A 24,070-nucleotide genomic window follows, 5' to 3' on the forward strand; every position below is an offset into this window, starting at 1 on the left:
GATCGGTCCTTGGTCATCTTCACGGCAGCGCAACTGTTCGAGACAGGGCGAGGCAACGCTTGCCATCCGCGCGTACACTCGAGCATCCACAGGCCGGGAACTTCTCGCCGCCTCACAGCGTAAGCCTTGTGACGGCCGGGTTGTGTTACAATCGCCGAGCCGGGAGCATCAAAAAGCAAACAGAATGTGTCGAGGGGCCCAGCCCTCAACGGAACTCGAGAAGCGGAGGTTTCATGGTCAGCGCGATGATCACGCGGTTTCTACGCCTTTGGGCGGTGCTTGCCGTTGTCCTGTACTCGGGCAGTCTGGTGCGGGCTCAGACGGATCAGGAAGACGAGCGCCACGCCCGGATCGACCTGTTGGCGTCGGTGGCGGAAGTCGTTCCGGGTGAGCCATTTGATCTGGGCCTCCGATTCGAGATCAACGATCATTGGCACATCTACTGGATCAACGCGGGCGACTCCGGACTGCCTCCACGGGTCGACTGGTCGATGCCGTCCGGTTTCTCGGTCGGCGAGTTGAGATTTCCGGTACCCAAGCGGCATGTGTCCGGCGGGGACATCGTTACCAACATCCTGGAAGGGACGCCTGTGCTGCTTGCCGGCGTGGTCCCGTCTTCCGATGTTCGCGCCGACTCGGTTCGAATCGCGGGCGATGTACGATACCTGATCTGCAATACATCCTGCCTCCGAGAGCAGGTCAGTGTTGAGCTGACGTTGCCCGTCGCGTCTGCGGGAGGTGAGCCGGTGCCGTCCCACGAGGATGTCTTCGCGTCGGCACGTCGTGCGCTCCCCAAGGAGACCAGCCGGTTCCTCGATGTTTCTCTCGCGTTGTCAAAGGGCGGATTCAATCCCGGCGATGATTTTGATCTTCTGCTCAATATCGACATCAAGCCGCAGTTCCACATTCAGTCAAACGCGCCGCTCAACCCGGCTTTCGTGGCGACCGAGGCGTTCATCGAGCCGGTTGCCGGAATCGGATTCGGCCAGCCTGAGTTCCCCCCGCACAAGACGCGGGAGTTGCCCGTAATCGGGAAAGTGGCCGAGTTTGCCGGGAAGCTGACCGTCCGCGTGCCGGCCAAGGTATACGAGGCGCCGACCGTCGAGCCGATTCGCTTCGGCGGCGTCCTCAAATACCAGGCGTGTAATGAGACCGGCAACTGCTTCCCTCCCGAAGCCGTCGAATTCTCGCACCCCTTCAGCCCGGATCATGCCGTGGTCGCCCACGGGGGCGATTCCGTTGCCCCCGCGGTACCCGATGGGAACGTCGTCGGCGCGCAAGGGCCGACGGGGGAGGCCGAGACGGCACAGGGGGCACCCGCCGCAGGCGATTCCGAAACGGCGAGTCTGACCGACTGGCTGCGACGACTGGGACTTCCCGGACTGCTGTTCGGCTGTTTCCTTTACGGTTTGGCCATCAACCTGACGCCATGCGTCCTGCCGCTGCTCTCGATCAAAGTGCTGGGGTTCGTGCAGCAGGCGCACGAATCGCGGGCGCGGACCGCTGTATTGGGTCTGTCGTTCGGTGCGGGTGCCGTGCTGTTCTTCGTGGTGCTGGGATTGCTTGCCGTTGCCGGAACCAACATCCTCCAGTATCCCGTGGCGGTGATTGCGCTCGGTGCCGTGGTGATGGCACTGGCTTTGAGTCTCCTCGGCGTGTGGACGCTCCAGCCGCCGTCCGCGGCCACTTCGCTCGACGCCCGTCTGCAGCAGGAGGGGATTGTCGCTTCATTCGGCAAGGGGATCCTGGCTCCCGTCCTGGGTTTCGCATGCACAGGGCCATTCATGGCCGCCGCCTACGGCTGGGCGGTGCTGCAACCGCGCGGCATTGCCATGCTGGCGTTCCTGGTAATGGGGCTGGGCATGGCGGCGCCCTATGTGCTCCTGGGATTCAATCCGCGCTGGCTGAGCTTCCTGCCGAAACCCGGACAGTGGATGATCACCTTCGAGCGGATCATGGGCTTCCTGCTTCTGGCCATGGTTATCTGGCTGATCAACCCGCTGGTCACGCAGCTCGGTGCCGCGGGGAGCCAGTGGACCATCGTGTTTCTCATCGGCGTGGCCCTGGCCTGCTGGATCTGGGGCCAGGTCAACCTGACCATGTCGGAAGGTCGTCGCCTTTCCCTCCGGGCACTGGCTCTGCTGGTCGTCGTGCTGACCGGTGGAACGATCTACGGGTGGATCTACCCGATTGGCGAAGCGATGGCCCGCCAGCAGGCACAGCTCGAGGCGCGCTACGCCGCGGGGGAGGACTGGGCAGAGGGTGTTCCGTGGCGTCGGTGGTCAAGGGATGCCGTTCACGATGCGGTGTGCGCGGGCAAGACGGTCTTTGTCGATTTCACGGCAGCCTATTGCACGCAGTGCAAGGTCAACAAGAAGTTGGCTATCGAGACTTCCGAAGTGCGGAACAAGATGCGGACCCTGGACGTCATTCCGTTCCAGGCCGACTTCTCCTTCCAGGATCCTGATATCGCCGATGAGCTGCACCGTCACGGAGCGGCCGCGGTTCCGTTGAACCTCATTTACGAGCCGGGCAAACCGGAGAATCCCACCGTCCTTCCGACGGCGCTGAGCAAGTCGGCCGTCATCCAGTCGCTGGAGAAGGCGGGGCCGTCGCGGGTTCTCCTGGCGTCAGCTCCTGATTGCGATACGTAAAAGGTGCGGTCCTGGCGGTCATTTGCGGAACAACACTGCTCGAACAATTCTTTCACGGCCAGACGCATGAAGTCCTACGAGTCCTATCGCACGCTGATTTCGGCCGAGCGCCAGCGCCGGGATAACTTTCGCACGCTTCTCTCCTGCGTGCTTCCGCGGCCGATTGCGTTTGTCTCCACCGTCTCGGCTGACGGGATTCCCAATCTGGCCCCGTTCTCGTTCTTCAACGCCGTCGGTTCGAATCCGCCGGCGGTCATCTTCTCGCCCTGCACGAAGGCGGACGGAACGTCCAAGGATACGCTGATCAATCTTCGCGCGGTTCCGGAGTTCGTGGTCAACGTCGTGCCCCACGCGATCCGCGAGGCGATGAACCAGGCGTCGTTCGCCTATCCGCCGGAGGAGGACGAATTCGAGGCCGCGGGATTCACGCCGCTTCCATCGAAATACGTCCGACCGCCGCGCGCGGCCGAATCCCCGGTCCATCTCGAGTGTCGCCTGGTGCAGATCGTGCCGGTGGGGGACGGTCCGCTGTCCGCCAACATCTGCATCGGCGAAGTCCTGTGCTTTCACCTTGCAGAGGACGTAGCCCTTCCGGACGACACGGCGGACGCCGGACTGCTCGATCTTCTCGGCCGGCTCGGCGGCGACGACTACTGCACCATCCGCGACCGCATCGCCATACCGAAGCCCACGGCCAATCACCGCTCGACGGTCGCCGAACGCCGCTTTGAATAGGATTGATCGGCCTATTTGTCTCGCGTCGGGTGCGGCGCTATACTCGTCGCGCTTCCACGGGACGGGCATGTTCCTCCGACGTGGATCTACTTCCTGATCAGGGGCGCCGCTACCGGCCATGTCGTCCACGCTGATTCTTGCCCTCTTCGGACTGCGACAGGAACATATCCTGCTGCTCATCGCGATCGGCGTCATCGCCTTCCTGCTGAGCTCGCCGCGCCGCGGAGGTCGCAGGTGCCGTCGTTGCCAGGAGATCAATCCTTCCCACGCTCGCTACTGCTCGCAGTGCGGCCAGATTCTGAATCGCAAATGACGGTTGGCGAGCGCCCGATTCGTACCAACGACACTCCAGTGCCGCATGACAGGCGGCAGATCCAGCGGATCCGCCGCCGCTTGCTGGCCTGGTACGATCGCGAGCGCCGCGATCTCCCCTGGCGACGCCGCGCGAAGGATGCCTACGCCCAGTGGGTCGCGGAAATCATGCTCCAGCAGACGCGCGTGGAAACGGTGATTCCCTACTACGAGCGTTTCATGGCACGTTTTCCCGACGCGGACAGGCTCGCCCGGGCCGGACATCAGACGGTGCTCAAGCACTGGGAGGGTCTCGGCTATTACCGGCGTGTCATGCACCTGCACGATGCCGTGCGCCAACTGCGAAGCGAGGGACGCGGCGTCCCGACGAGCGCAGCCGAGCTGCGTGAGCTGCCCGGCGTCGGAGAATATACTGCGGCGGCAATCAGCTCGATCGCATTTCATGAGCGGGCGGCGGCCGTGGATGGCAACGTCGCGAGGATCATCTGTCGGCTCTTCGCGCTGGAGGACGATCCTAAAGCACCTGCCGGGCGCGATGCCGTTCGTGCCATTTCGATGGCACTTCTCTCACCACGACGGCCGGGCGACTTCAACCAGGCGTGGATGGATCTGGGAAGTGCCGTCTGCAGGCCGCGCCGGCCGGATTGCCCCCGGTGCCCGCTTCGTTCGGCGTGCGTTGCCGCGACGGAGGGATCACCCGAGCAATGGCCTCGGCGGGCAAAGCGGAAAGCCGCTCCACACGTATCGGTATCCGTGGCGGCGATTCAGTCCGGGGGCCGGATGCTGGTCCGGCGCCGGCCCCGCGGCGGACTCTGGTCGGGATTGTGGGAGTTTCCATCCCGGGAGTGTCGGGAGGGAGGCACGGGTATCGATTCGCTGAGGGAGTTGTTGCACGCGCTGGGGATCGAGCCGAGTTTCATTCATTCCCCGCTTCACGTGCGGCATCAGCTCACGCACCGCGCGCTCGACTTCGAGGTATTTCGCTGCGACGTTTGCTCGGCGGCGCCGTCGGAATCCGGCAACCGTATGACCCAATTTCGGTGGGTTTCGCCCGCACAATTTGAGCGCCTGCCCGTTTCCACCGCCCACCGGCGGATTCATGCGGCATTGTCTCGATCGTGACGCACGCTACTGGAGCAGCTGTCGAGGCTGCCTTACAATCCACACGTTCTCGCGATCTGGATGCGCTGGCTGCTGACGCTGCACGATGAACGTTCGTTCCACTTCCGCCCCGACCGGCACCACTCGGATGAATACTCCGGCAAAGTCCGAAGTTCCTCGCTCGAAGTTGCGGAACACTGTTGAGGGAGATGCGCATATTCGATGGCATCTTGCTAAGCAAGCGGCCGGGTTCGCGTTGGATGATGTAGACTGGTTCGAACTCCCGTCTTGTGCGTTCGCAAAGTGTATCAAGACCGGTGACGGACGGTCCACGTGGCGCGTGGATGTCCGGGGCCAGGTGCTCTACGCAAAGGCATTCGAGCGCGCCGGTCGATCGGGTTCGGCCCGCTTGATGGCGAGCGTTCGTCGCCGGTGGGCGGCATGGGCCGGCCGGGAGGTCCCGAAAGTCGCCGCGCGCGAGTGGGCGGCGTTTGAGCGCGCTGCAGATCGCGGCATCCCCACGATACGGCCCGTTGCGCTGGCGGTGCAGCAATCTTCGGGGCGCTCCATCTTGATCACGGAGGGCGTGCCCGACGCAAGTTCGCTTGCCGATTTCTGGATGACTCTAATTGCGGAGAATGCAACGCCGGCTGTACCTAACGTGACGACTCGGAAGTTGACTTCGGCATCGGCCGAGCTGCTTGCCCGAAGTCACGACCGCGGATTCCTCCATCTGGACGGTCATGCTCGGAATATCCTTGTACGGGGCGTAGCGGGGGGTCCGGGCTGCCTCTACGCCGACGTCCATCCCGTTAGGTTCCTTGCACGCGCCGTTTCCGACCGGGAGGCGGTGCGAAGCCTGGCGCAACTCGACCAGTTTTTTCACCGGGTGGCGACGCGTTCGCAGCGCCTTCGATTCCTCAAAGAGTACCTTCGAATGCGAGGGGTTTCCGACGCCACGTGGAAGAGGAATGACGATTTAAAGCGATGGGCGGTTCAGATACAGCGCCTTCGACTTCGAACCGCCCGCCGGCTTGCGACCCATCGCGATCGCCGTTTTTTCCGCGCCCACGGAAAGTATTTCGCGGGGATCGACCTGCCGGGCGGGTGGAGCGGCGTGGTCGCGTGCATGCTCGCTCGGCGTCATGTTTTTCCGGAGGCCGACGTGCCGGACCGTACGATCCAGGACTGGCGCCGGCTGCTGGACGGTTTTCGTGAGGCTGGAGCAGTTCAACGACCTCTGTATTCAGAAGGTGCGGCGTCCGGTGTCAGAGTCTCACTGTTGTCCGCCAAGACGATCGGGCAGCGGTTGGCGTGGTCGCTCCTGGGCTCGCCGGCGCGGCGCGCCTTTCGCCAGGCCCATCGGCAGCGCCATCGCGACTTGCCGGCCGGGCTGGTCCTGGGATACCTCGAGCACCGGCGGTTCGGATTAATTGACGGGGCCATGGTACTGCACGTCGATCGTTCCTGTGCTTTCTCTCCACGCCCGAATAACAGCGATCCCCGGGAGCCTGCGTATGAACCGCATTGAGATTGTTCGTGGCGATATTACCCGCCAGGAGGTGGACGCAATCGTCAACGCCGCCAACGAGCGACTGGCCGGCGGCGGGGGTGTCGACGGTGCGATTCACCGCGCCGCTGGTCCGGAACTCCTCGTCGAGTGTCGGGGCATCGGCGGTTGTCCGACGGGTGAGGCTCGAATCACCAAGGCGTACCGGCTTCCCGCGCGGTTCGTGATTCATACCGTCGGTCCCATCTGGCGGGGCGGAGGATCGGGCGAACGGGGTCTGCTCGCCGGATGTTATCGCTCGTCCCTGGCGCTGGCCCGTGAATACGGGTGCGCGACAGTGGCGTTCCCCGCAATCAGTTGCGGTGTTTACGGGTATCCGATGGCGGAGGCGGCCAAGGTCTCGCTTCGCGCGGTACTTGATGATCAGGCTCAATTCGACTCGCCCAAGCTGGTTCGCTGGGTCATGTTCGATGACCCCGCTTACGACGCCTGGACAGCCTCGATCCGCGAAATCCAGACCTAGGCGGCGTGCGCTGAAGCCGCGAAGCGGTCCGGGATCGCCGCTTGACAGGGCATTTCGATCCCCGAAGAATGCTCCGGTGAGGGCCGAGTTCGGCACTCGACCCTCGAAACCGGGCCAAGCCGCTCGGCATAGGTCCGGGACGTGCAGGTGAGCAGCCGCCGCGGCGGCCCTGACGGCGTTCCGCGGCGTCGCGTCCAGCCGGTGCGCTGCCCCGTCTGGCACACCCCGATTGAATCGCCCGGAAGTTCCGTGCCGGCCCGCGAGTCCGATTCCTGATGGTAGGTGAATGCAACATGCGACGGAAACACCCAGTATCCCGTTCAACACAATTCCTTTCACTCCTGACTGTTGCGCTGGTCGCCTTTGCGGCCCGGAGCGCGCTCGCTCAGGATCACTACATCGTCCAGCCCGACGGCAGCCGCACGCCGCTGGTCCGGTCGGAGACGGAGTTGGCCGTTATCGTTTCCGAAGGGAAGCCCGTCGCAGCGATGAGCCGCACGCTGGCAACGGAGGACATCGGCGTGATCGAGGACTTCGACCACGCCCCGTTCGCTCCCGTCAAGCGCTTACGCACCAACGGGCCGGCCAAGGCGCGGATGAGCGCCGCGAAGGCCCAACCGGGAATCATCGAGGTTCATCCGATATTTCGAACAATGCAGGGCGATCTTCCCCTGGTCTCTACGGGTACCATCAACGTTCGTGTGGCCGCCGATCTCTCCGAAGAGGAGCGGAACAAGCTCTGGACCGATTATCGCCTGGCGGTCGTGCGCCCCGTCGAAGGTCTTAGCGATGTCTACGTCGTCAGCCCGATCGATCATGACGAGGATGAGGTGACTCGCGCGGCCGACATGGCGATTGATTCGCGGATTGTGTGGTCACAGCCGAATTTCCGTACACCCATACGGACCCATCAAATCGCCATTTCCGATCCGCTTTACAGTTTTCAGTGGCATCTGGACAACCGCGGTCAGCGGGGCGGGCTTGCTGGTGCCGACATCAACGCGCCCGAAGCTTGGAACACGTCCACCGGCCTGGACGTGCTCTTCGGCATATTCGACGATTCCTGTGACGTGGATCATCCCGATCTGCGCGGCGGATACATCGGCGTGGGGCAGGACCTGGCGCTGCCTTCGTCGGCGCCGGGATCCGACGATCCGCGTCCCAAGTCGATCGGTGACGAGCATGGAACGGCCGTAATGGGACTCGCCGCGGCCCGGGCCAATACGATCGGCGTTCGCGGCGTCGCTTATCTCTCACAGTTCACGGCTTCGCGGGGTTTGAATGATTTCATCGACGATGCAGACATAGCCGGGGCGTACAATTTCGCGCGCCAGCAGAAAGTGGACGTCCATATCAACAGCTGGGGCTTCTTTCCCGGTTTTCCCGCTCCGGCGATCATCGTGGAAGCGATCGATCTGGCCTTCAGAGACGGTCGCGATCTGGATGAGGACGGCCCGAATCTGCCGAGGGGCATGGTGCTTGTCTTTGCGGCGGGCAATGACGGTATCGAACTGGACGCGAATGACGATCTGGCGTCACTCAACACGGTCATCGGTATCGGTGCGTCCAACATCTTCGACCAGATTACCAGCTACAGCAACTTCGGTCGCAATATCGATGTGCTGGCTCCGGGTGCGGATGACGACGGCCTGATCGCCACGACGGACAACAATGACAATGCCGGCTACGTTGACGACGGGTACAACGTCGGCGGCTTCGACCAATTCACCGGGGAACCGGAAATCGAGCCGACCGGATTGTACACCGGCAATTTCTCCGGCACTTCCGCGGCATGTCCGATTGCCGCCGGTACGGCGGGCCTCATCCTGTCCGTCAATCCCGACCTCACCGCCACCGATGTCCGGCAGATCCTCGAGCATACGTGTGATCGGGTCAGCCCGGAGGATGCCGGGTACGATCCCATCACCAAGCGCAGCCTGCGCTACGGCTTCGGCCGCATCAACGCCCAGCGCGCCGCCGAAGCGGCCCTGCAGGCCGCCTCCGGGAATGGTCTGACCTGGCCTTATCCTCCGGGCAACTTCCGGGTCGGGGCAGGTGAATTGCGGTTTACCCAGAACGGCAGTCAACTCGAATTTCGGTACCAGGAAGAGGATTTCGAACCGGATGATCCGGACGCACCCCCTCAGCCTCGGGCGTCGACCGAGGACTTTCTCGTGGTCGCCAGCGACAGTCCTTTCACTTTCGATGCGGATGAGTTTCCGGTCGACGGTGTCTGCTACGACGATCAACAGCTAGGTTGCAGCGGGGCTGTACTCCAGACGCTTCCCACTGGCGTTTCCGTAATTGCCGTGGGCTGCGCGCTTTCCTGCGACGGTTCAGAATCGCTGTGCGAGGCGGGTGCGGATAAGTGCGTGGGCTTCCTCACGCCGGCCGGCACACGCTATTTCGGCATCTATGCACGCAACTCGCTTGGACGGTACTCCCACGGCGTCAAGGTGGATTCGGAAGGCAACATCCTCGACCCGGGATTCATTCTTGGTGAGACCACGGGCGGTGGGGGCGGCGGCGGCGGTGTTCCCGTTTCTGCTCCGCGGGTGTCCATTGAAGCCACACCGCTTTCTGGAACGTCACCGCTTACGGTACGGTTCGCTGGGAATGCGACCAGCGCGGTGCCCATTGATTCGACCAAGACCGCCTGGGATTTCGACACGACGGATTCGGTGGCCATCGATTCAACATCTCGTAATACGTCCTACACCTACGTCGTACCGGCCGGGCAGACGAGAACGTTCATCGCCCGCCTGACCATGCAGGACACGGAGGGTCGAGCCGGCTTTGCCCAGGCGGCCATTCGCGTGGAGGGTTCGGGCGGCGGGGACGATTCCGGTCAGGCAGGGGAAGCCTCCATCATCATCAGCATACCCGGAACGGTCGGGTCCGACGTAGATTCCGGAACCTCTCCTTTCACCGTGCAATTGAGCGTGGATACCTCCGGGCTCGTCGGAACGTTGCAGTCCGTGCGCTGGGACCTTGGTGACGGAACCACGGCCAACAGCCTTTTCGTCAGCCACACGTACGTCAATGCCACAGATAACGCATTGCGGCTACCTGTCACGGCCACGGTCAACACGGTTACAACCGGCGGTACCACGCTCACGACGAGTGTCTCGCGGACCATCACCATCCTGCCCGGCTCGGGCACCGGTCCGATCGAGCCTCCGCCGCTGGATGGAACGACTCCGGAAGGACCGGGCGGTTCGGTGAATCCGTGTGCGGCCATGGGAATGCTGCCGCTGTTCGTGATTTCGTTTACGCTGCTGGGCATGCGTCGTCGAAGGCGGCGCTAGGGCCGGGCAGCGCTACCCGTTCTGCTGCAATTCCGTGTGCCTTTCCTAGGCGCGCGGATTGCGCGCATCCGAGCCGACCGCCCCCGCAAGGTTTGCCTGCCGGGCCGCGCGCCGTCATACTGCCATCCAGCGTGGGCAAGCCGCCGCGGGCACACGGTGCCTTTGCGGCGTGCCCGGCTTGCCGCGACCAACAACCGGACCCAATCGCGCAGGGATCATCTGCTTATGCTTCCGAAATCCAGCCCGCGTATCGCTGAAGTTGTCCGCCTCGCCAACGTCATTGCCCGCGAGCACGAGCAGGAATACGTCGGCACCGAGCACGTGTTGCTGGCCATCTTTCGAGAAGGGCAGGGCGTCGGCGCCCGCGTGCTGGCGGGACGAGGCGCAACGGAAAAGGCGATCAAGCAACAGATCGACAAGCATGTGAAGAAGCAGATGGAGGACACCTGGGTGTTCGGCCGGCTTCCCGGCACGCCGCACTTCAAGAACGTAGTGGCGACCGCCATCGAACAATGTCAGGAACTCGGTGCCAAGGAAGTCTGCACCGACCATCTCCTGCTGGCGTTGGCCAAGGAGGACGGCTGCACGGCGCAGAAAGTGCTTCACGCCCTTGGCTTGAAGTTCGCCGACTTGCGCAAGGACGTTCTTGCGCTGACCGGCCAGGCCCCCGCGTCGAAGAAGACAAAATGACCAGCCACGAGACACCACCGATCGGCGCCTCGTCGCCTTCTGCAGGCGAGTCCAGGTGGCCCATCGCGATCGTGGTTTTCCTTGCCGTGTTTCTCGTGTTTCTCGCTGTTTCCCGGGCCCAGACCCTCCAGGCTCGACTCGCCTGCCAGCAGCACATGCAGGCGCTGTGGGAGAAGCTGGTGACGCAATGTCCCGATGGTCCTTCCGGAATTTGCTTCGAGGAATTCGTGCTCATGAAGCACTTGAGCCAGGCTGATGTCAGTTGCCCTTCATGCAAGGGCGCTCCGTGCCAGTACGTCGTTCCAGGCTTCTCGGTGTATCCGCCGCCGTGCGGCGACGTGTTGATTTACGAGCGCAAATCCAACCACGGCGGAACAGGGGGAAACGCATTGTTCCCGGACGGCCACGCGGAGTTTCTATCGGAGGCGGATTACGATCGCCTATTTGGGTGTATGCGCGTTCCGGAAGTGATCGGTCAATCCTTGGACGAAGAGTAGCGAGATCGCAGATCCCCTCGCCGAAACCTCCGACCGGTACGACGCATCCAACAGCCTGGACGCAAGCGTGGGAAGCTGCGTGCGAGTAGTCCGGACGTCGGGCCGGCAGGATTTCTTGGAGGAATGAGAATGTTGATGAACATCCGTACGAACACGATCCGATCGGCCGCGTTGGTGGCGGCGTTGACGGTGTCAGTGGCAAGCGCCTGGGCTGGGAATCCCAAGGAGGAAGAGTCCCTCCGCAAGATGCAGTTCAATCTCGACAAGAACGGGCTGGCGATTGAGGGCTACGACCCCGTGGCCTATTTCCCGGAAGGCGGAGAAAAGCCCGCCAAGGGTTCGCCCGACTACCAGGCCACGCGGCTCGGCGTGACGTATTGGTTTGTCAACGATGAAAATCGCCAGCGATTCCTGGCCGATCCGGAGAAATACGAACCGGCCTACGGCGGGTGGTGCGCATACGCGATGGGGGCCAAGGGCGCCAAGGTGGAAGTGGACCCCAAGGCGTACGAGGTCCGCGATGGCCACCTGTTCCTCTTCTATCGAAGCATCCTCACGGATACGCGGAAGCCCTGGGGCAAGAATCGCGATACGCTGAAACCCGCCGCCGACAAGAACTGGGAGCAGGTCATTCACGACCCGGCCGACAAGGCGAAGAAGGGGAAGTAGTCGCCCCACTGGTGCGGGGTTTCTGCAAATCCGAGTCAACCCCACAACGAAAAAGGGGCAGCACGCGATAGGGTGTGCTGCCCCTTCTCCACTGTTGCCTATTGCCCGTTGCCTGTTGCCTTCTTCCTAATACCGATACTGGTCCGGCTTGTATGGGCCGTCCACGCTGATGCCCAGGTAGCTCGCCTGTTTCGCCGTGAGCTTGGAGAGCTTTGCCCCGAGCTGGCCGAGGTGCAGACGGGCGACTTTCTCGTCCAGGTGCTTGGGCAGCGTGTAGACCTTCTTGTCGTAGTTCGCGGCGTTCTGGAAAAGTTCGACCTGGGCGATGACCTGGTTCGTGAAGCTGTTGCTCATCACGAAACTCGGGTGACCCGTGGCGCAGCCGAGATTGACGAGTCGGCCTTCCGCTAGCACCAGGATGCAGCGGCCGTCGGGTTGTACCCACTTATCCACCTGCGGCTTGATGTTCACCTTCTTGACGCCGGGCAGCTTTTTGAGCCCGGCCATGTCGATCTCGTTGTCGAAGTGCCCGATGTTGCACACGATGGCCTGGTTTTTCATCTTGGCCATGTGCGAGGCGAGAATCACGTCACAGCAGCCCGTGGCGGTGACGAACAAGTCGGCCGTGGATACCACGTCTTCGAGCGTGACCACCTGGTAGCCCTCCATGCAGGCCTGGAGAGCGCAGATGGGATCGACCTCGGTGACAAGCACGCGGCACCCTTGCCCACGCAGGCTCTGGGCGCATCCCTTGCCCACGTCGCCGAAGCCCAGCACGACCGCGACCTTGCCCGCCAGCATGACATCCGTCGCCCGCATGATGCCGTCGACGAGCGAGTGCCGACAGCCGTACAGGTTGTCGAACTTGCTCTTGGTCACGCTGTCGTTGACATTGATCGCCGGGAAGAGCAGCGTGCCTTTCTCCTGACGCTCGTAGAGCCGGTGCACGCCCGTCGTTGTCTCCTCGCTGACGCCGACGAGCATCTCGGCCATGCGGTGCCAGCGCTGCGGCTCGCGCTCCAGACCGTCGCGAATGACGCGAAGAATGACGGCCATCTCTTCGTTGTCGGTTGCGTCCGGATCGGGCAGGGTTCCGTCCTTCGCGTAGCGCTCCTCGGCCTCGTAGCCGAGGTGGATCAGCAGCGTGGCGTCGCCGCCGTCATCGACGATCAGCGTCGGTCCGCCTTCGGGGAAGGAGAGCGCCTGTTCCGTGCACCACCAGTATTCTTCGAGGGTTTCGCCCTTCCAGGCGAAAACGGGCGTGCCGGCCTTGGCAATCGCCGCCGCGGCATGGTCCTGCGTGCTGAAAATGTTGCAACTTGCCCAGCGGACCTCCGCCCCGAGCTCGACGAGGGTTTCGATCAGCACGGCCGTCTGAATAGTCATGTGCAGGGAGCCGGTGATGCGCGCGCCCTTGAGCGGCTTCCTGGTGCCGTATTCCCGTCTCGTGGCCATGAGTCCGGGCATTTCGTGTTCCGCCAGGACGATCTCCTTGCGCCCGAAATCCGCCAGCCCGAGGTCCGCCACCTTGAAATCCTGCACCGCCGTGGTCATATCCTTCTCCGTGGGTTGAATTCGAGTCGTACCGTACGTTGGTTTCATCGGGGAGTATCTTAGCGTAACTGGCGAATTCCGGCCCGCCACTGCGCCGGGTGCGTCCCACCGACTTTTTGGGGCGCAAATCCCCGAGCCGCAGCAATAGGCCGCCTGACGATGCTTGTCAAGTTGTACTGATCGACTTGACCGATTTCGGACGGAAAACGGGGTCGATTCGGCGCAGATGGGGAAATCCCGGGGGCGCATTCGACGGGAAAGGCCGATAACTAAGCTGGCGATGGCGTTGGGAGGGCGGGATCGAATACTTTCTTCATGGTGGCGGCGCGGAATCCGCGCTGTTCGGGAACCCGGCACGTGGTGAAGCGTCCAAAGTCTCAGCGAGGCGATGTGCTCGGCGGTGCCTCCCGTCCCGTGCCCATGGAAGACCTGGAGCTTGCCGAACAGGTGCGGCAGGGTGATGTTGAGGCTTTTGCCAGGCTCGTGGAGAAGTATCAGGATCGCCTGTTTAACACGTGCTGGCGAATCTGCGGAAACCTGGAGGACGCCCGGGACCTGACCCAGGACGCCTTCTTGCGGGCATTCGAGAAGTTTGCGTCGTTCAGGCATCAGTCAAGCGTCTACACCTGGTTATTCCGAATCGCCGTGAACTTGGCGCTGAGCTATCGCCGGAAGCAGGCCGTCCGATCGGAGGTTACTTTTGATGCGGATGCGCACTTCGGCGCACAGGCACGGGGGCTCGTTCAGCCGGGAACAGCGGGCAGCGTTGAGGACGAGCCCGATGCGGCAGTGGCGGGTCGAGAGCAGCAGCGGAAAGTGACGGACGCGCTGCGGCGGATGGACGCCGAACAGCGGGCGGTGCTGGTGCTGCGGGACATCGAAGAGATGAATTACGAGGAAATCGGCATCGTGCTCGAGCTGCCCGTCGGCACCGTGAAATCGCGGCTGCACCGGGCGCGGATGACGCTGCGTGATATGGTTTCGGGCGCCTAGCCGTCTGTCGGGGGCTGGAAGTGGATGAAACGGATTTCGTGAGTCCTGTAAGGAAACTCGCAACGGGAAGGATCGCGGCGGTCTGATTTGATGAACGCGGATCGGTCAAACGACAGGGAAGTGTTACTTTCGGCGTACCTGGATGGTGCGTTGGCCGATGGCGACCGCGCCAAGGTCGAGGCGCTTCTTCGGCGTGACGCCGATTTGCAGCAGTTGCTTGAAGATCTTCGGGCGAATCGTGAAGCGCTCCTGTCGCTGCCGCGTCATTCTGCGCCCGCGACGCTGCTGAGCGATATCCGCGCACAATTGGAACGGCAGGAGTTGCTCTCGGAGGATATGACGCGTCCGGTGGCGGTCGGTGGCGGGCGCAGCGGGTGGTGGGCGTTTGCATCGGCGGCGGCCATGGTGGGGATTGTCGCCCTCGGCACCTACTGGGTAACGAGTGATCGAAACGGTACCTCACCGTTTATTCCGGGCGCGCAGTTGGCGATGAAGAGCCCCGGCAAAGATGCGAAGGGGCCGGCGGGAGCGACCCCCGAGTCCTCTGTTGCTTCCGCTGAGCGAGCCGCACGGCCGGATGCAGCCAAGGTGGACGAGGTTGAGCGCCACCGGTCTATGGAAAAAAGCAGCCCGGTTGATGCGGGACGCGACCGGGCCGACAAAGAAACAGCACGGACGAAGGTTGCGACCAGGTCGAGGGGAGCAGATGAGGCTCCCAGCGGATCGCCGATCGCCGCCACGTCGGAGGCGGTACGACTCGGCGCGAAGGATTCCGCGAAATCTCCGCGGTTCCTCGGACAGCCCGATTCGCGCACGGATTCGGATGCCCCCAAGCTGGAAGGTCGGCTCCTGGCTCTGGCCGACGCAGAACGGAAGATTGACGCCGGCATCGATCCGCGACAACTCGTCGAGCATCCGTTCGCGAATGAGTCACTTCGGCTGGCGGTAACGGCCGCATCGGATCGCCGGCGTGAAGCGATGGTCAAACGGCTGGTCGATGATCTTGCCTCGCTGGGCGCTGAAGATGTTGAATCGGTGTCCGATGACAGATCCCGGCTTCGCCAGTTCTATGTTCAGGGAAAACCGGGAAAGAACTTTGCTTCACCCGGAAATGAGGTTGAACTTCTGGTACGCGTCCGCGCGGATGAACTGCCTTCGCTGGTCGACAGGGTTTGTGGGCGTGCCGCCGGATCGGAGACCGTGGCGCTGGAATCGGGGCCGGTGGTTATCGTCGGCCGGAGTGAGATTCGCGCCACACTGCAAAGGCGTGCGACATGGGACCGTACCATGCCGCTTGCGCCCGTGTTTCCGAACGATGGCTCAAAGGCCGTTGCCGGAAACGAGACGGAAGGGTCGTCCGCCAAGGCGAAGTCGGAAGCGAAAGAGACACCCCTCGCGGATTCCGAGTGGTTGCCGTGGGGCGGGTTGTTCCCGCTCGTGGGGATCGATCCGGCAGCGCTCCGCAGTACTGGGGATTCCGTGCCTGCTGAAACGACCGAGGATGCGAGTCCGGCGGTCGTAAAGGGCGATGATGGTGCCGTTGTGCCAGCCGCGGGATCGCAACCGGTTTCGGGTTCGGAATCAGCACAAGGGCCTTCGCTGGTCGAGCGACGAATGCAGGATCTTCGTCCCGAGCGCGCGGAACGGGGCCAGACGTCTGCCGGAGTTCCCATCGTGGATGATCGGTTTGTCACGCTGCTGATACGCTTCGATTCGCGCCCTACGGTTCCTTCAAAGGCACCGGCGGCGGCGACTCCCGGTTCCGAGGCCGACAGCGGCGACAAAGAGGGCATTCACAAGTAGACGCATTCTCGTCGTTGCCATCGCCAGGCTAAATCCCAACAGGGCGGTTGCTCAAAGGCCGTTCTTCACAGAACATTAAGGCTTGCGCGTTCGGTCCGCCCGGGGGCGGCGCCACGGCATTGGGGCAACATCGGATCACCATCATGCCGCGAATCCCCACCGATTCAGCAGCCTCCGCCGCGGGCAATGTCAATACCCGCGACGGGGCAAGCGCAACGAACAAGGAACGCAGCGCGTTGCGATCTACGCCGGAAATCGAGTCCGGTTCGCACGAAGGAAACGAGGCGGACCGGGCATCCGGACACACCGATCTGCCGGTTGCGCGGCGTGGCCGCCTTGGACGTTGGGTGGCAGCCGTGGTGATTGGAGCGGTGGTCGGCACGCCGCTGGCGTGGTTGCTGTCCCATGCCGCGTTCCTGCCGTTCTTTCTGGGGCTCTTCTTCTTCGCGCTATTCGGATTGGTGGTCGGCGCGCTGATGCATCGGATTGCGGCGGCCGGTCGACCTTACGCCGCCATGCCCATCGTGCTGGGGACCACGGTGGTGGTGCTCTGGATGTGGGGGTTTTCCATCTACAAGGAGAGCCGGGACTTTCCGGTGCAGCGCGCCGAGGAGACGATGGAGGACCGCCGGTTGGACCTGGGCGATCATACGCCGGCTTCGTATCGCGCGATGGTCCGGGAGAATGTGCAGTCCTATCTCCGTCAGGCGTACGCTCCCGGGGGATTCCTGGGTTACGTTCGGTTCGTCGTCCGAGACGGAGTTCTGCCCAAGGGTACCGTCGAGGGGATACCGCGAACGCAGCGGGCAGCGCACCGCGGGGGGGTCTGGCTGCTTCGCGCGGGCCTGTCGATCGGCCTCCTCGCATTCGGGGTCGCTTCACAAACCAACCTGCTGCGCCTGAAACGCGATCCGGCGGTGCGAAAGATCGATGAGGCCAAGGCCGAGGCAGCGGCGGAGCGAGGCTCTTCGCCGGGAGAGACATGATACGTGGCTGTGCGCCGCAAGAGAAAGCTGTACGTCGCGGGGATCATCGAGCGAAGCGACAACGTGATACTGATCCAGGTTTCACCGGAAACCGGGGACGGCGAGCGACGCTGGCAGTTTCCGCGAGGGGCGGCGCGGGAGGACGAGTCGCCGGAAGGGGCGATGCGTCGCGTGGGTCGATCGGCTGCGGGAGCGCCTGTGGAAATCGTTGTCGGTCAGCCGCCGCTTCTGGCGCAGATCGATGGCGAAGAAGTCGAGCTCCGCTATTTTTTCTGCGGGGTGGCGTTGAGCGAGACGCGCGAGCTGGATGAGGCGAGATGGCGATGGATCCGCAAGGGGCATCTGCGCGAATACGATTTCGATGACCCCTCGAAAGAGGTTGCCGAATGGTTGTTGGAGCAGGGGTAGGTTCGTCGGGCGAGCGGCAAGGACGGCAGGGCACTGAATCCCTCCTCAATCGTGAGGTCATGGCCGTGATCCGGGAGAATCGAATTCGAATGAACGGGTCGGATCAAACCAGGAACATCCAGTTCGTACTCCGCGGGATCATCCTGGGGAGCCTGCTTCTCGCGAGCGGCTGCGTCTGGGAGCGCGAACGAGCAGCGAAGCTGGACTGGGGCGTTGCGCCGCAAGCAGCGGGCAGTGGTTCGCCCGCCACGCGCGACACCATCGGATCGCTGAGCTACTACGACAACCTCGGTTCGCTGGAAGTCGGCGGATACGGGCTGGTCATCGGACTGGGCAACGCCGGCTCGAGCGATTGCCCGAAGGCGGTTTTCGATCAACTGGTGGAGGAGCTCTACAAGGAATATGAGGCCTTTCATGGCGGCAGGCTGCCGCGCGGGCTCACGCCGGAGCGGCTGATCCGCGACCCCGACACGGCGGTGGTCGTCGTGCAGGGGCGAATTCCGCCGGCGGCGACGCCGGGGACGCGGTTCGAGGTGGCGGTCAAGGCCCTGCCGGGAACCCAGACGCGATCACTCCGCGGCGGTCGCCTCATTCCTACGCCGCTCAAGATCCACCGGAGTACGGCGACAGGCCGCGTGCTGGCGGGAAAGACGCTGGCCAAGGCGCAAGGGCCGGTGTTCTTGAATCCCTTTGCCGGAACCGGTGCGGCAGTGAGCGAAACGCCGCTGGAGGGCGTCCTGCTGAGTGGCGGCGTAACGCTGGAACCTCGTCCCGTTCGCCTGGTGCTTTCCACTCCCTCTTACCTCGCGGCGCGCCGTGTGCAGGATCGCATCAACGCCCGTTTCACCGGCGGCGCCCGGATCGCCAATGCCACATCGCCGTCCTACGTGGAGGTTCGAATTCCCGAGGAATTCCAGAGCGACGAAGGGCATTTTCTGGCACTCGTGCGAGCGCTGTACCTCTCGACCGATCCCGCCTTCACCGGGGCGAAAGCGCGGGAGCTCGGTCAGGAACTCCTGCGCCCGTCGGCTCCGCACGCGCGAATCGCGCTGGCATTCGAAGGCATGGGGCGCGAATCACTGCCGGTCCTTCGCGAGCTGTACGCGAACTCGCAGGACTACGTGAGTTTTTTCGCGGCCGCAGCGGGATTGCGCCTGGGGGACGATCTGGCGTGTGACGCGATGAGCCGCCATGCCGAGAGCGAGAGCAGTCCGTTTCGTCACCAGGCGATCCGTGCGCTGGGGGAAGCGCGGGGCATGGCTGCGGCGGGGATTACCCTGCGACGCCTGCTCCATGCCGACGACGTGCGCGTGCAGATCTCCGCCTTTGAAGCGCTGTCCGCACGAAACGATCCGGTGGTGGATGCGGAGATGATCGGCGGGGACAACCTGGCGCTGGCGCAGGTTCCGGAAAGCGCCTCGCGGTTTGTGTATGTCCGGCGGACGGGCGAGCGCGAAATCGTGCTCTTCGGAGACGATCTGCGCGTCGTGCCGCCTTGCCTCTATCGATCTCCGGACGGCTCACTCACACTGCACGCCTCGGCAGGTGACGAGGAGGTGACACTGCTTCGTACGGTCCCGTCCACCGGCTCTGCCTCGCCGCCGGTACAATCCAGCCCAAGATTGCACGATCTCGTAGAGATGATGGGAAGCGACGCGGAGGTCGATCTGCACGGGAAGGTCCTCGGGCTGGGTGTCGACTATGCCGCCGTGGTTCGTGCCCTGTACCAGCTCAGTCGCGATCAGGCCATGAACGCAGAGTTCGTGCTCGAGCAGCCCAACCTGACGGATGTTCTCGGGCCCCTGCGCGAAGGCGGTCGGCCGGAATCGGAGCTGTAACCGGCGATGCCATAACGGTTGTCGTACGCGCCGTCGCCAGGGAATATCAGCGCACGCTCAGTACGACCTTGCCCAGCGGTCCTTGGGCGAGCCGCTCAAAGGCGGGCACAAGCTGATCCATCGGAAACACCGTATCGACGATCGGGCGGCGGTGGATGCGCTCCAGCGAAGCGACGATGTCGCCCCATGCCGTGTGTGCCTCGGTGGCGGAATAATCCGACACCGAGACGCCGCCGATTCGCAGCCGCTTGAAAAGCAGCTTGGCGGTATTGAACCGGGGTACCGGACCTGCAAGCATTCCCACGACGCTGATGCGTCCGTGGGGACCCATCGCATCGCAAAGACGCGAGAAAATCTCACCCGCAACGTTATCCACCGCGAGATCCGCGCCCCGACCATTGGTGGCATCTTTGACTTGGCGAACGAAGTGCTCATTCTCCGGATCGAGGACCAGATCGCAGCCCTCCTCGCGCAGTCGGTCGTATTTCGCCGGGCTCCGCGACAGGCCGATGACCCGATGACCGGCGGCCTTGGCCAGATGCACCGCGGCGAGTCCAACGCCGCCGGATACACCGCTGATGATGACGGCGCCCGCTTCGCCGGATCCCCATTGGAACAGAGCCTGATGGGCCGTGACATAAACGAGTGCGGCCGCGGCCGCCTCCGGATCGCTCCATTCCGCCGGAGCGGGAACGACGACCTCCTTTGGGACGGTTACGTACTCCGCGAATGTTCCCGGACGTGACACGCCCGCTTCGCCGCGAAGCACGATCACGCGCGTTCCGGGTCGGGCGTCCGATACGCCCTCGCCAAGGGCCTCGATTGTGCCGACCCCGTCGCGTCCGAGGATGTGGGGCAGGCTCGGGCGAGCGGGGTAGAGATTCTCCGCCAGGAAGCGATCGGCCGGGTTGAGCGAAGCGTGGTGCAGTCGGACGAGCACCTCTCCGGGGCCCGGATGCGGCTGAGGATGATCCGCCACGAGTCTCAAGGCCGACAGGCCGGTGAATTCGTCCAGCAGCCATGCTTTCATCGTCCGTCTCCTTCCGAGAAGTTCGCTGTCACCGGGCACCGTCTGCTGCAAAGAAATGGAGGGTAGGCCTCGGGCGACCATGTGACAAACGACGGATAGTCGACCCGCGAAACGATACATTTCAGGTTCGCTTCGGGCGTCCTAAATTGAATCAGGGAGGCAATTTAGGTATGCTGGAGAATCGGCATTTCTTGGTTCTTGTCGCGGAAGGAGCAGGTTGCATGAATCGGGATGGGTGGGGAATCGGATTGTGCGGGCTCGCCGTCGTATCGTTGGCTCTCCTGGCGGCGCAGGCAAGCGCCGGGCCGAATGAGTCCAGCGTAACGCACCAGGCCATTGCGAAGTTCGATCTGGCAGGGCTGCGGGCTTCGCTCGCGGCACAGCCGGAGAGCATTGACTCGCGTGGTGCGGATGGCCAGACGCTTTTGCAGACGGCCGTGCGCATCGGGGCAGTCCGCGAAGCGGAGTTGCTCATCGAAAGCGGCGCGGACGTTCGTGCCGTGGATGCGTGGGGCCGAAGTGCCTTGCATTACGCGGCAATGGAAAATCAATCCGCATTGATTACCAGGCTCGTCGCCGCAGGTGCGGATGTCGGCTCACGTGACGTCTGGGGCGAAACGCCATTGCAAACGGCGGCGCGCCGGCTCCAGATCGAAGCGGCGGAATCGCTGCTCGAGGCCGGGGCGAATGTCAGCGCGGTAAACGATGATGGTCGAACAGCTCTGCATCTTGCCGTCGATCAGGGTTCCTGCCGGTTTTCTGATGAAGATCGTATGGTTCGGTTCGTGAGTCTGCTGCTGGGCGCGGGTGCCGACGCGGCGGCCATTGATGCACATGGTTCAACGGCGCACGCCATCGCCGTCGCACGCGGTTACGGACGTACCGCGGCGTTCCTGGACACGCGCGGCGGGAAGATTGCGGGCGAGGTTCCGCCCGCTGAGGCCTCGCTGTCGGACGGGAATCCGACGCCGGAGGGCCTCCTGGCCGCCTACCGCACGTACGCCGAAATCGGGCCGCTCATGTTGGATATCGAGACGAATTATCCGACCATCGCAAAGCGGTACGATCTCGGGCTGAGCGTGCAGGGACGGCATCTTTGGGCCATGCGTCTGAGCGACAACGTCACCGTCGAAGAGGACGAGCCGGAGATGTTCTACATTTCCACGATGCACGGAGACGAGATCGTGGGGATGGAGAATTGCCTGCAATTCATCGAGTACCTGACCGGTCAGAACGGCATCGACTCGCGGGCGACGGACCTGGTGAACAACCTCGATCTGTGGATCCTGCCGCTGATGAACCCCGACGGATACGATCGTGTCTCCAAGATACGGTACAATGCCAACGGAGTTGATCTGAACCGCAACTTTCCCGATCCGTTCACGAGCCCCAACAACACCACGGCCGGACGCCAGGCGGAGACCGCGGTCGTCATGAACTGGGCCTTCGGGCGGTACTTTGTTCTCGGCGCGAACCTCCACGGCGGAGAGCTCGTCGTCAATTACCCGTATGACAACAACCCCGGCGGTGATTCGGTCTTCACGCGGTCGCCGGACGAGGACTCCTACGTTCCCATCAGTGAGTCGTATTCGATCGAGAATCCGCCGATGTGGTCCAGTCCGTCTTTCTACCACGGGATTACCAATGGCGCGGCCTGGTATTCGACAATGGGTGGGCTGCAGGACTGGGGATATCGCTACATGAACAGTCTCCAGACGGTAATTGAACTCAGCCTGAACAAGCAGCCGCCCTCCACGGACATCCCCCTGTACTGGAATAACAATCGTGATGCCATGTTCGCCTATGCGGAATGGACCCTGGAGGGAATTCGCGGCATCGTGACCGACCGGGACAGCGGGCTACCGATTCAGGCGGCGGTTCGTGCGGATGGGCGGGCGGTCGACTCTCTTACGGATCCGAGCGTGGGCAATTACCACCGAATTCTCAATCCAGGTACCTACGGCATGACCGTCAGTGCGGCCGGGTACGACACGGTACGCGTCGAGGGGATCTCGGTGAACGCCGGCGGTGCCACACGCGTGGACGTGGCCATGGGCGGCCCCGCGGCGCAGGTGCAGGGCCCCGACGGCGGGGAATCGCTGGAGCTGAATACTCCGGTGATGATCCAGTGGACGGGCGACGCCTCCGCCCAGTTTCAGGTGCAGCACACCACCGACTACGGTGTGATCAATGTTGATACGGACGATTTTGAAAGCGGTGTCCTGGGCCCGCAGTATGCGACCGGCGGCCAGTCCGCTTGGCTTGTAACCAGCAGTTCATCCCATGGCGGCGCGCAGTCGGTTCGAGCCGGGGCGATCGGCAACGATCAGAACACCTGGCTCTCACAGTGGGTGGAGGCGGACCAGGTGAGCTTCTGGTATCGGGTGAGCACCGAATCGGGCTACGATTTCTTCCAGTTCTACGTGGACGGCGAATCGCGCGTGCGCGCCTCGGGCAACGTGAACTGGACCAGCTTCTCCACGGCGCTTTCGCCCGGACCGCATCTGCTGCTTTGGGAATACGCCAAAGACGGCAGTGCGACCGGTGGCAGTGATACCGTATGGGTCGATGACATTCAGATTCAGAAGGACGACACGGCGTGGCAGGATGTTGTCCCGCTGACAGGCGTGGGGGATTCCTCGACGTCCTGGACGCCCACGACGGAAACGACCACGGGGCGCGTTCGTGTCCGTGCCTTTTACGGTGATGGAGCCTACGGCCAGTGGGATGTCTCCGGCAGCGACTTCACAGTTGAAGACACGGGTGGTGTGAGCGCGCCGCTGGCAGCCGGTGCTCCACACGATGTGACCAAGGAGCGATACATCTCCTTTGTTCCCAACAACGCAAATCCGGTGGCGTTTGAAGTGGCCTTGGACAGCAGCGTATATTTTCCGGGCTCGGTTGGAACACTGGGCTGGGTGGATGTGCCGGATGTCAATGGCGTCTCGCGCATCAGCAACACACCGGTATTCCGGACTTGGTCGGAGCCAGTGCTGCATGTTGGTGATTGCCCGATCACCCCTGCGGCGGCGTATTCCCTTCGGGCCACGACCAACGGCACGACATTCTCCGCACCCCTCTTCGTGAACACGACGCCGGTACCCAGTCCGCGAGCGTGGGGCGATGTGGTCGGCGCACCCAGCGGTGGCGTCTGGCCGGCGCCGGACGGTACGGTCAGCGGATTTGACATATCGGCTGGCGTGCAGGCGTTTCAGCAATTATCAACAGCACCGCACTTCACGCGCGTGGATGTGAACCCCGCAGAACCGGATAGCGTGGTCAATGGCGCGGACATCCTCCAGGTAGTCCGCGCGTTTCAGTTGATGGCATATCCGTTCCCCGCGCCGGCGGATTGCCCGTAAGGGTTGCTGCGGTAGTCGTGCGACCCTTGTGGGTGCGACGCCGGGTAGTGTCGAACGACAAAAGAAAAGGTGCCTCATCCGTGATCCGGATGAGGCA

The 24,070-nt window shown here is 63.2% G+C and carries 18 protein-coding genes; 15 read left to right on the top strand and 3 right to left on the bottom strand.

Annotation, left to right across the window (positions count from 1 at the left end; translation table 11 throughout):
* Positions 1 to 233 precede the first annotated feature (233 nt).
* Together J5J06_14045 and J5J06_14050 are read left to right on the top strand one after the other, a co-directional pair.
* On the top strand, positions 234 to 2,654 hold the full coding sequence (locus J5J06_14045) for a thioredoxin family protein (protein MCO6438211.1): 2,421 nt from the start codon (positions 234 to 236) through the stop codon (positions 2,652 to 2,654).
* Positions 2,655 to 2,720: 66 nt separating this feature from the next.
* Positions 2,721 to 3,389 (top strand): flavin reductase family protein, encoded by a 669-nt coding sequence (locus J5J06_14050; GenBank protein MCO6438212.1) that lies wholly within the window; start codon positions 2,721 to 2,723, stop codon positions 3,387 to 3,389.
* 109 nt (positions 3,390 to 3,498) lie between these two features.
* On the opposite strand, the gene J5J06_14055 is transcribed toward J5J06_14050, so the two are convergent.
* Positions 3,499 to 3,657 carry a hypothetical protein gene (locus tag J5J06_14055; protein ID MCO6438213.1) on the bottom strand — a complete coding sequence of 53 codons (159 nt, stop codon included), beginning with the start codon at positions 3,655 to 3,657 and terminating at the stop codon, positions 3,499 to 3,501.
* 83 nt (positions 3,658 to 3,740) lie between these two features.
* Between J5J06_14055 and mutY the strand changes: the two genes are divergently transcribed.
* The 7 genes from mutY (at position 3,741) to J5J06_14090 (ending at position 11,999) form a co-directional block, all read left to right on the top strand.
* Entirely contained in the window at positions 3,741 to 4,823 is a 1,083-nt protein-coding gene (gene mutY, locus J5J06_14060) for an A/G-specific adenine glycosylase (protein ID MCO6438214.1), read from the top strand.
* A gap of 337 nt (positions 4,824 to 5,160) precedes the next feature.
* A complete protein-coding gene (locus J5J06_14065; protein MCO6438215.1) occupies positions 5,161 to 6,333 on the top strand; it encodes a hypothetical protein in 1,173 nt (390 codons plus the stop codon).
* Entirely contained in the window at positions 6,320 to 6,835 is a 516-nt protein-coding gene (locus J5J06_14070) for an O-acetyl-ADP-ribose deacetylase (GenBank protein MCO6438216.1), read from the top strand. Before J5J06_14065 ends, J5J06_14070 begins: the two co-directional genes overlap by 14 nt.
* A gap of 293 nt (positions 6,836 to 7,128) precedes the next feature.
* Positions 7,129 to 10,143 (top strand): S8 family serine peptidase, encoded by a 3,015-nt coding sequence (locus J5J06_14075; GenBank protein ID MCO6438217.1) that lies wholly within the window; start codon positions 7,129 to 7,131, stop codon positions 10,141 to 10,143.
* A 225-nt stretch (positions 10,144 to 10,368) separates the two neighbouring features.
* Positions 10,369 to 10,833, top strand: a complete 465-nt coding sequence (locus tag J5J06_14080; protein MCO6438218.1) for a hypothetical protein — start codon at positions 10,369 to 10,371, stop codon at positions 10,831 to 10,833.
* Positions 10,830 to 11,330 carry a hypothetical protein gene (locus J5J06_14085; GenBank protein MCO6438219.1) on the top strand — a complete coding sequence of 167 codons (501 nt, stop codon included), beginning with the start codon at positions 10,830 to 10,832 and terminating at the stop codon, positions 11,328 to 11,330. The genes J5J06_14080 and J5J06_14085 overlap by 4 nt, the downstream gene beginning before the upstream one ends.
* 171 nt (positions 11,331 to 11,501) lie before the next feature.
* Complete coding sequence (locus tag J5J06_14090) at positions 11,502 to 11,999, top strand: YHS domain protein (protein MCO6438220.1); 498 nt, start codon at positions 11,502 to 11,504, stop codon at positions 11,997 to 11,999.
* A gap of 126 nt (positions 12,000 to 12,125) precedes the next feature.
* On the opposite strand, the gene J5J06_14095 is transcribed toward J5J06_14090, so the two are convergent.
* The gene (locus J5J06_14095; protein MCO6438221.1) at positions 12,126 to 13,553 is read right to left on the bottom strand and encodes an adenosylhomocysteinase; all 1,428 of its coding nucleotides are present in this window, start codon (positions 13,551 to 13,553) and stop codon (positions 12,126 to 12,128) included.
* A gap of 357 nt (positions 13,554 to 13,910) precedes the next feature.
* On the opposite strand from J5J06_14095, the gene J5J06_14100 reads away from it, so the two are divergent.
* The 5 genes from J5J06_14100 to J5J06_14120 all read left to right on the top strand — a co-directional run bounded on the left by J5J06_14100 (position 13,911) and on the right by J5J06_14120 (position 19,581).
* A complete protein-coding gene (locus J5J06_14100) occupies positions 13,911 to 14,546 on the top strand; it encodes a sigma-70 family RNA polymerase sigma factor (protein ID MCO6438222.1) in 636 nt (211 codons plus the stop codon).
* A 120-nt stretch (positions 14,547 to 14,666) separates the two neighbouring features.
* Positions 14,667 to 16,349, top strand: a complete 1,683-nt coding sequence (locus J5J06_14105) for a hypothetical protein (protein ID MCO6438223.1) — start codon at positions 14,667 to 14,669, stop codon at positions 16,347 to 16,349.
* Between the two features lie 143 nt (positions 16,350 to 16,492).
* On the top strand, positions 16,493 to 17,335 hold the full coding sequence (locus J5J06_14110; protein ID MCO6438224.1) for a hypothetical protein: 843 nt from the start codon (positions 16,493 to 16,495) through the stop codon (positions 17,333 to 17,335).
* Between the two features lie 9 nt (positions 17,336 to 17,344).
* A complete protein-coding gene (locus tag J5J06_14115) occupies positions 17,345 to 17,743 on the top strand; it encodes an NUDIX domain-containing protein (protein MCO6438225.1) in 399 nt (132 codons plus the stop codon).
* A complete protein-coding gene (locus J5J06_14120; GenBank protein ID MCO6438226.1) occupies positions 17,722 to 19,581 on the top strand; it encodes a flagellar basal body P-ring protein FlgI in 1,860 nt (619 codons plus the stop codon). Before J5J06_14115 ends, J5J06_14120 begins: the two co-directional genes overlap by 22 nt.
* A 46-nt stretch (positions 19,582 to 19,627) precedes the next feature.
* Here the strand turns inward: J5J06_14120 and J5J06_14125 are convergent, their stop codons facing one another.
* The gene (locus J5J06_14125) at positions 19,628 to 20,611 is read right to left on the bottom strand and encodes a zinc-binding alcohol dehydrogenase family protein (protein MCO6438227.1); all 984 of its coding nucleotides are present in this window, start codon (positions 20,609 to 20,611) and stop codon (positions 19,628 to 19,630) included.
* A gap of 221 nt (positions 20,612 to 20,832) precedes the next feature.
* Here J5J06_14125 and J5J06_14130 point away from each other — a divergent pair, with 221 nt between their 5' ends.
* Positions 20,833 to 23,973 (top strand): ankyrin repeat domain-containing protein, encoded by a 3,141-nt coding sequence (locus J5J06_14130; GenBank protein MCO6438228.1) that lies wholly within the window; start codon positions 20,833 to 20,835, stop codon positions 23,971 to 23,973.
* Positions 23,974 to 24,070: the final 97 nt, after the last annotated feature.

The sequence above is a fragment of the Phycisphaerae bacterium genome (assembly GCA_024102815.1).
GTDB lineage: Bacteria > Planctomycetota > Phycisphaerae > UBA1845 > UBA1845 > JAGFJJ01.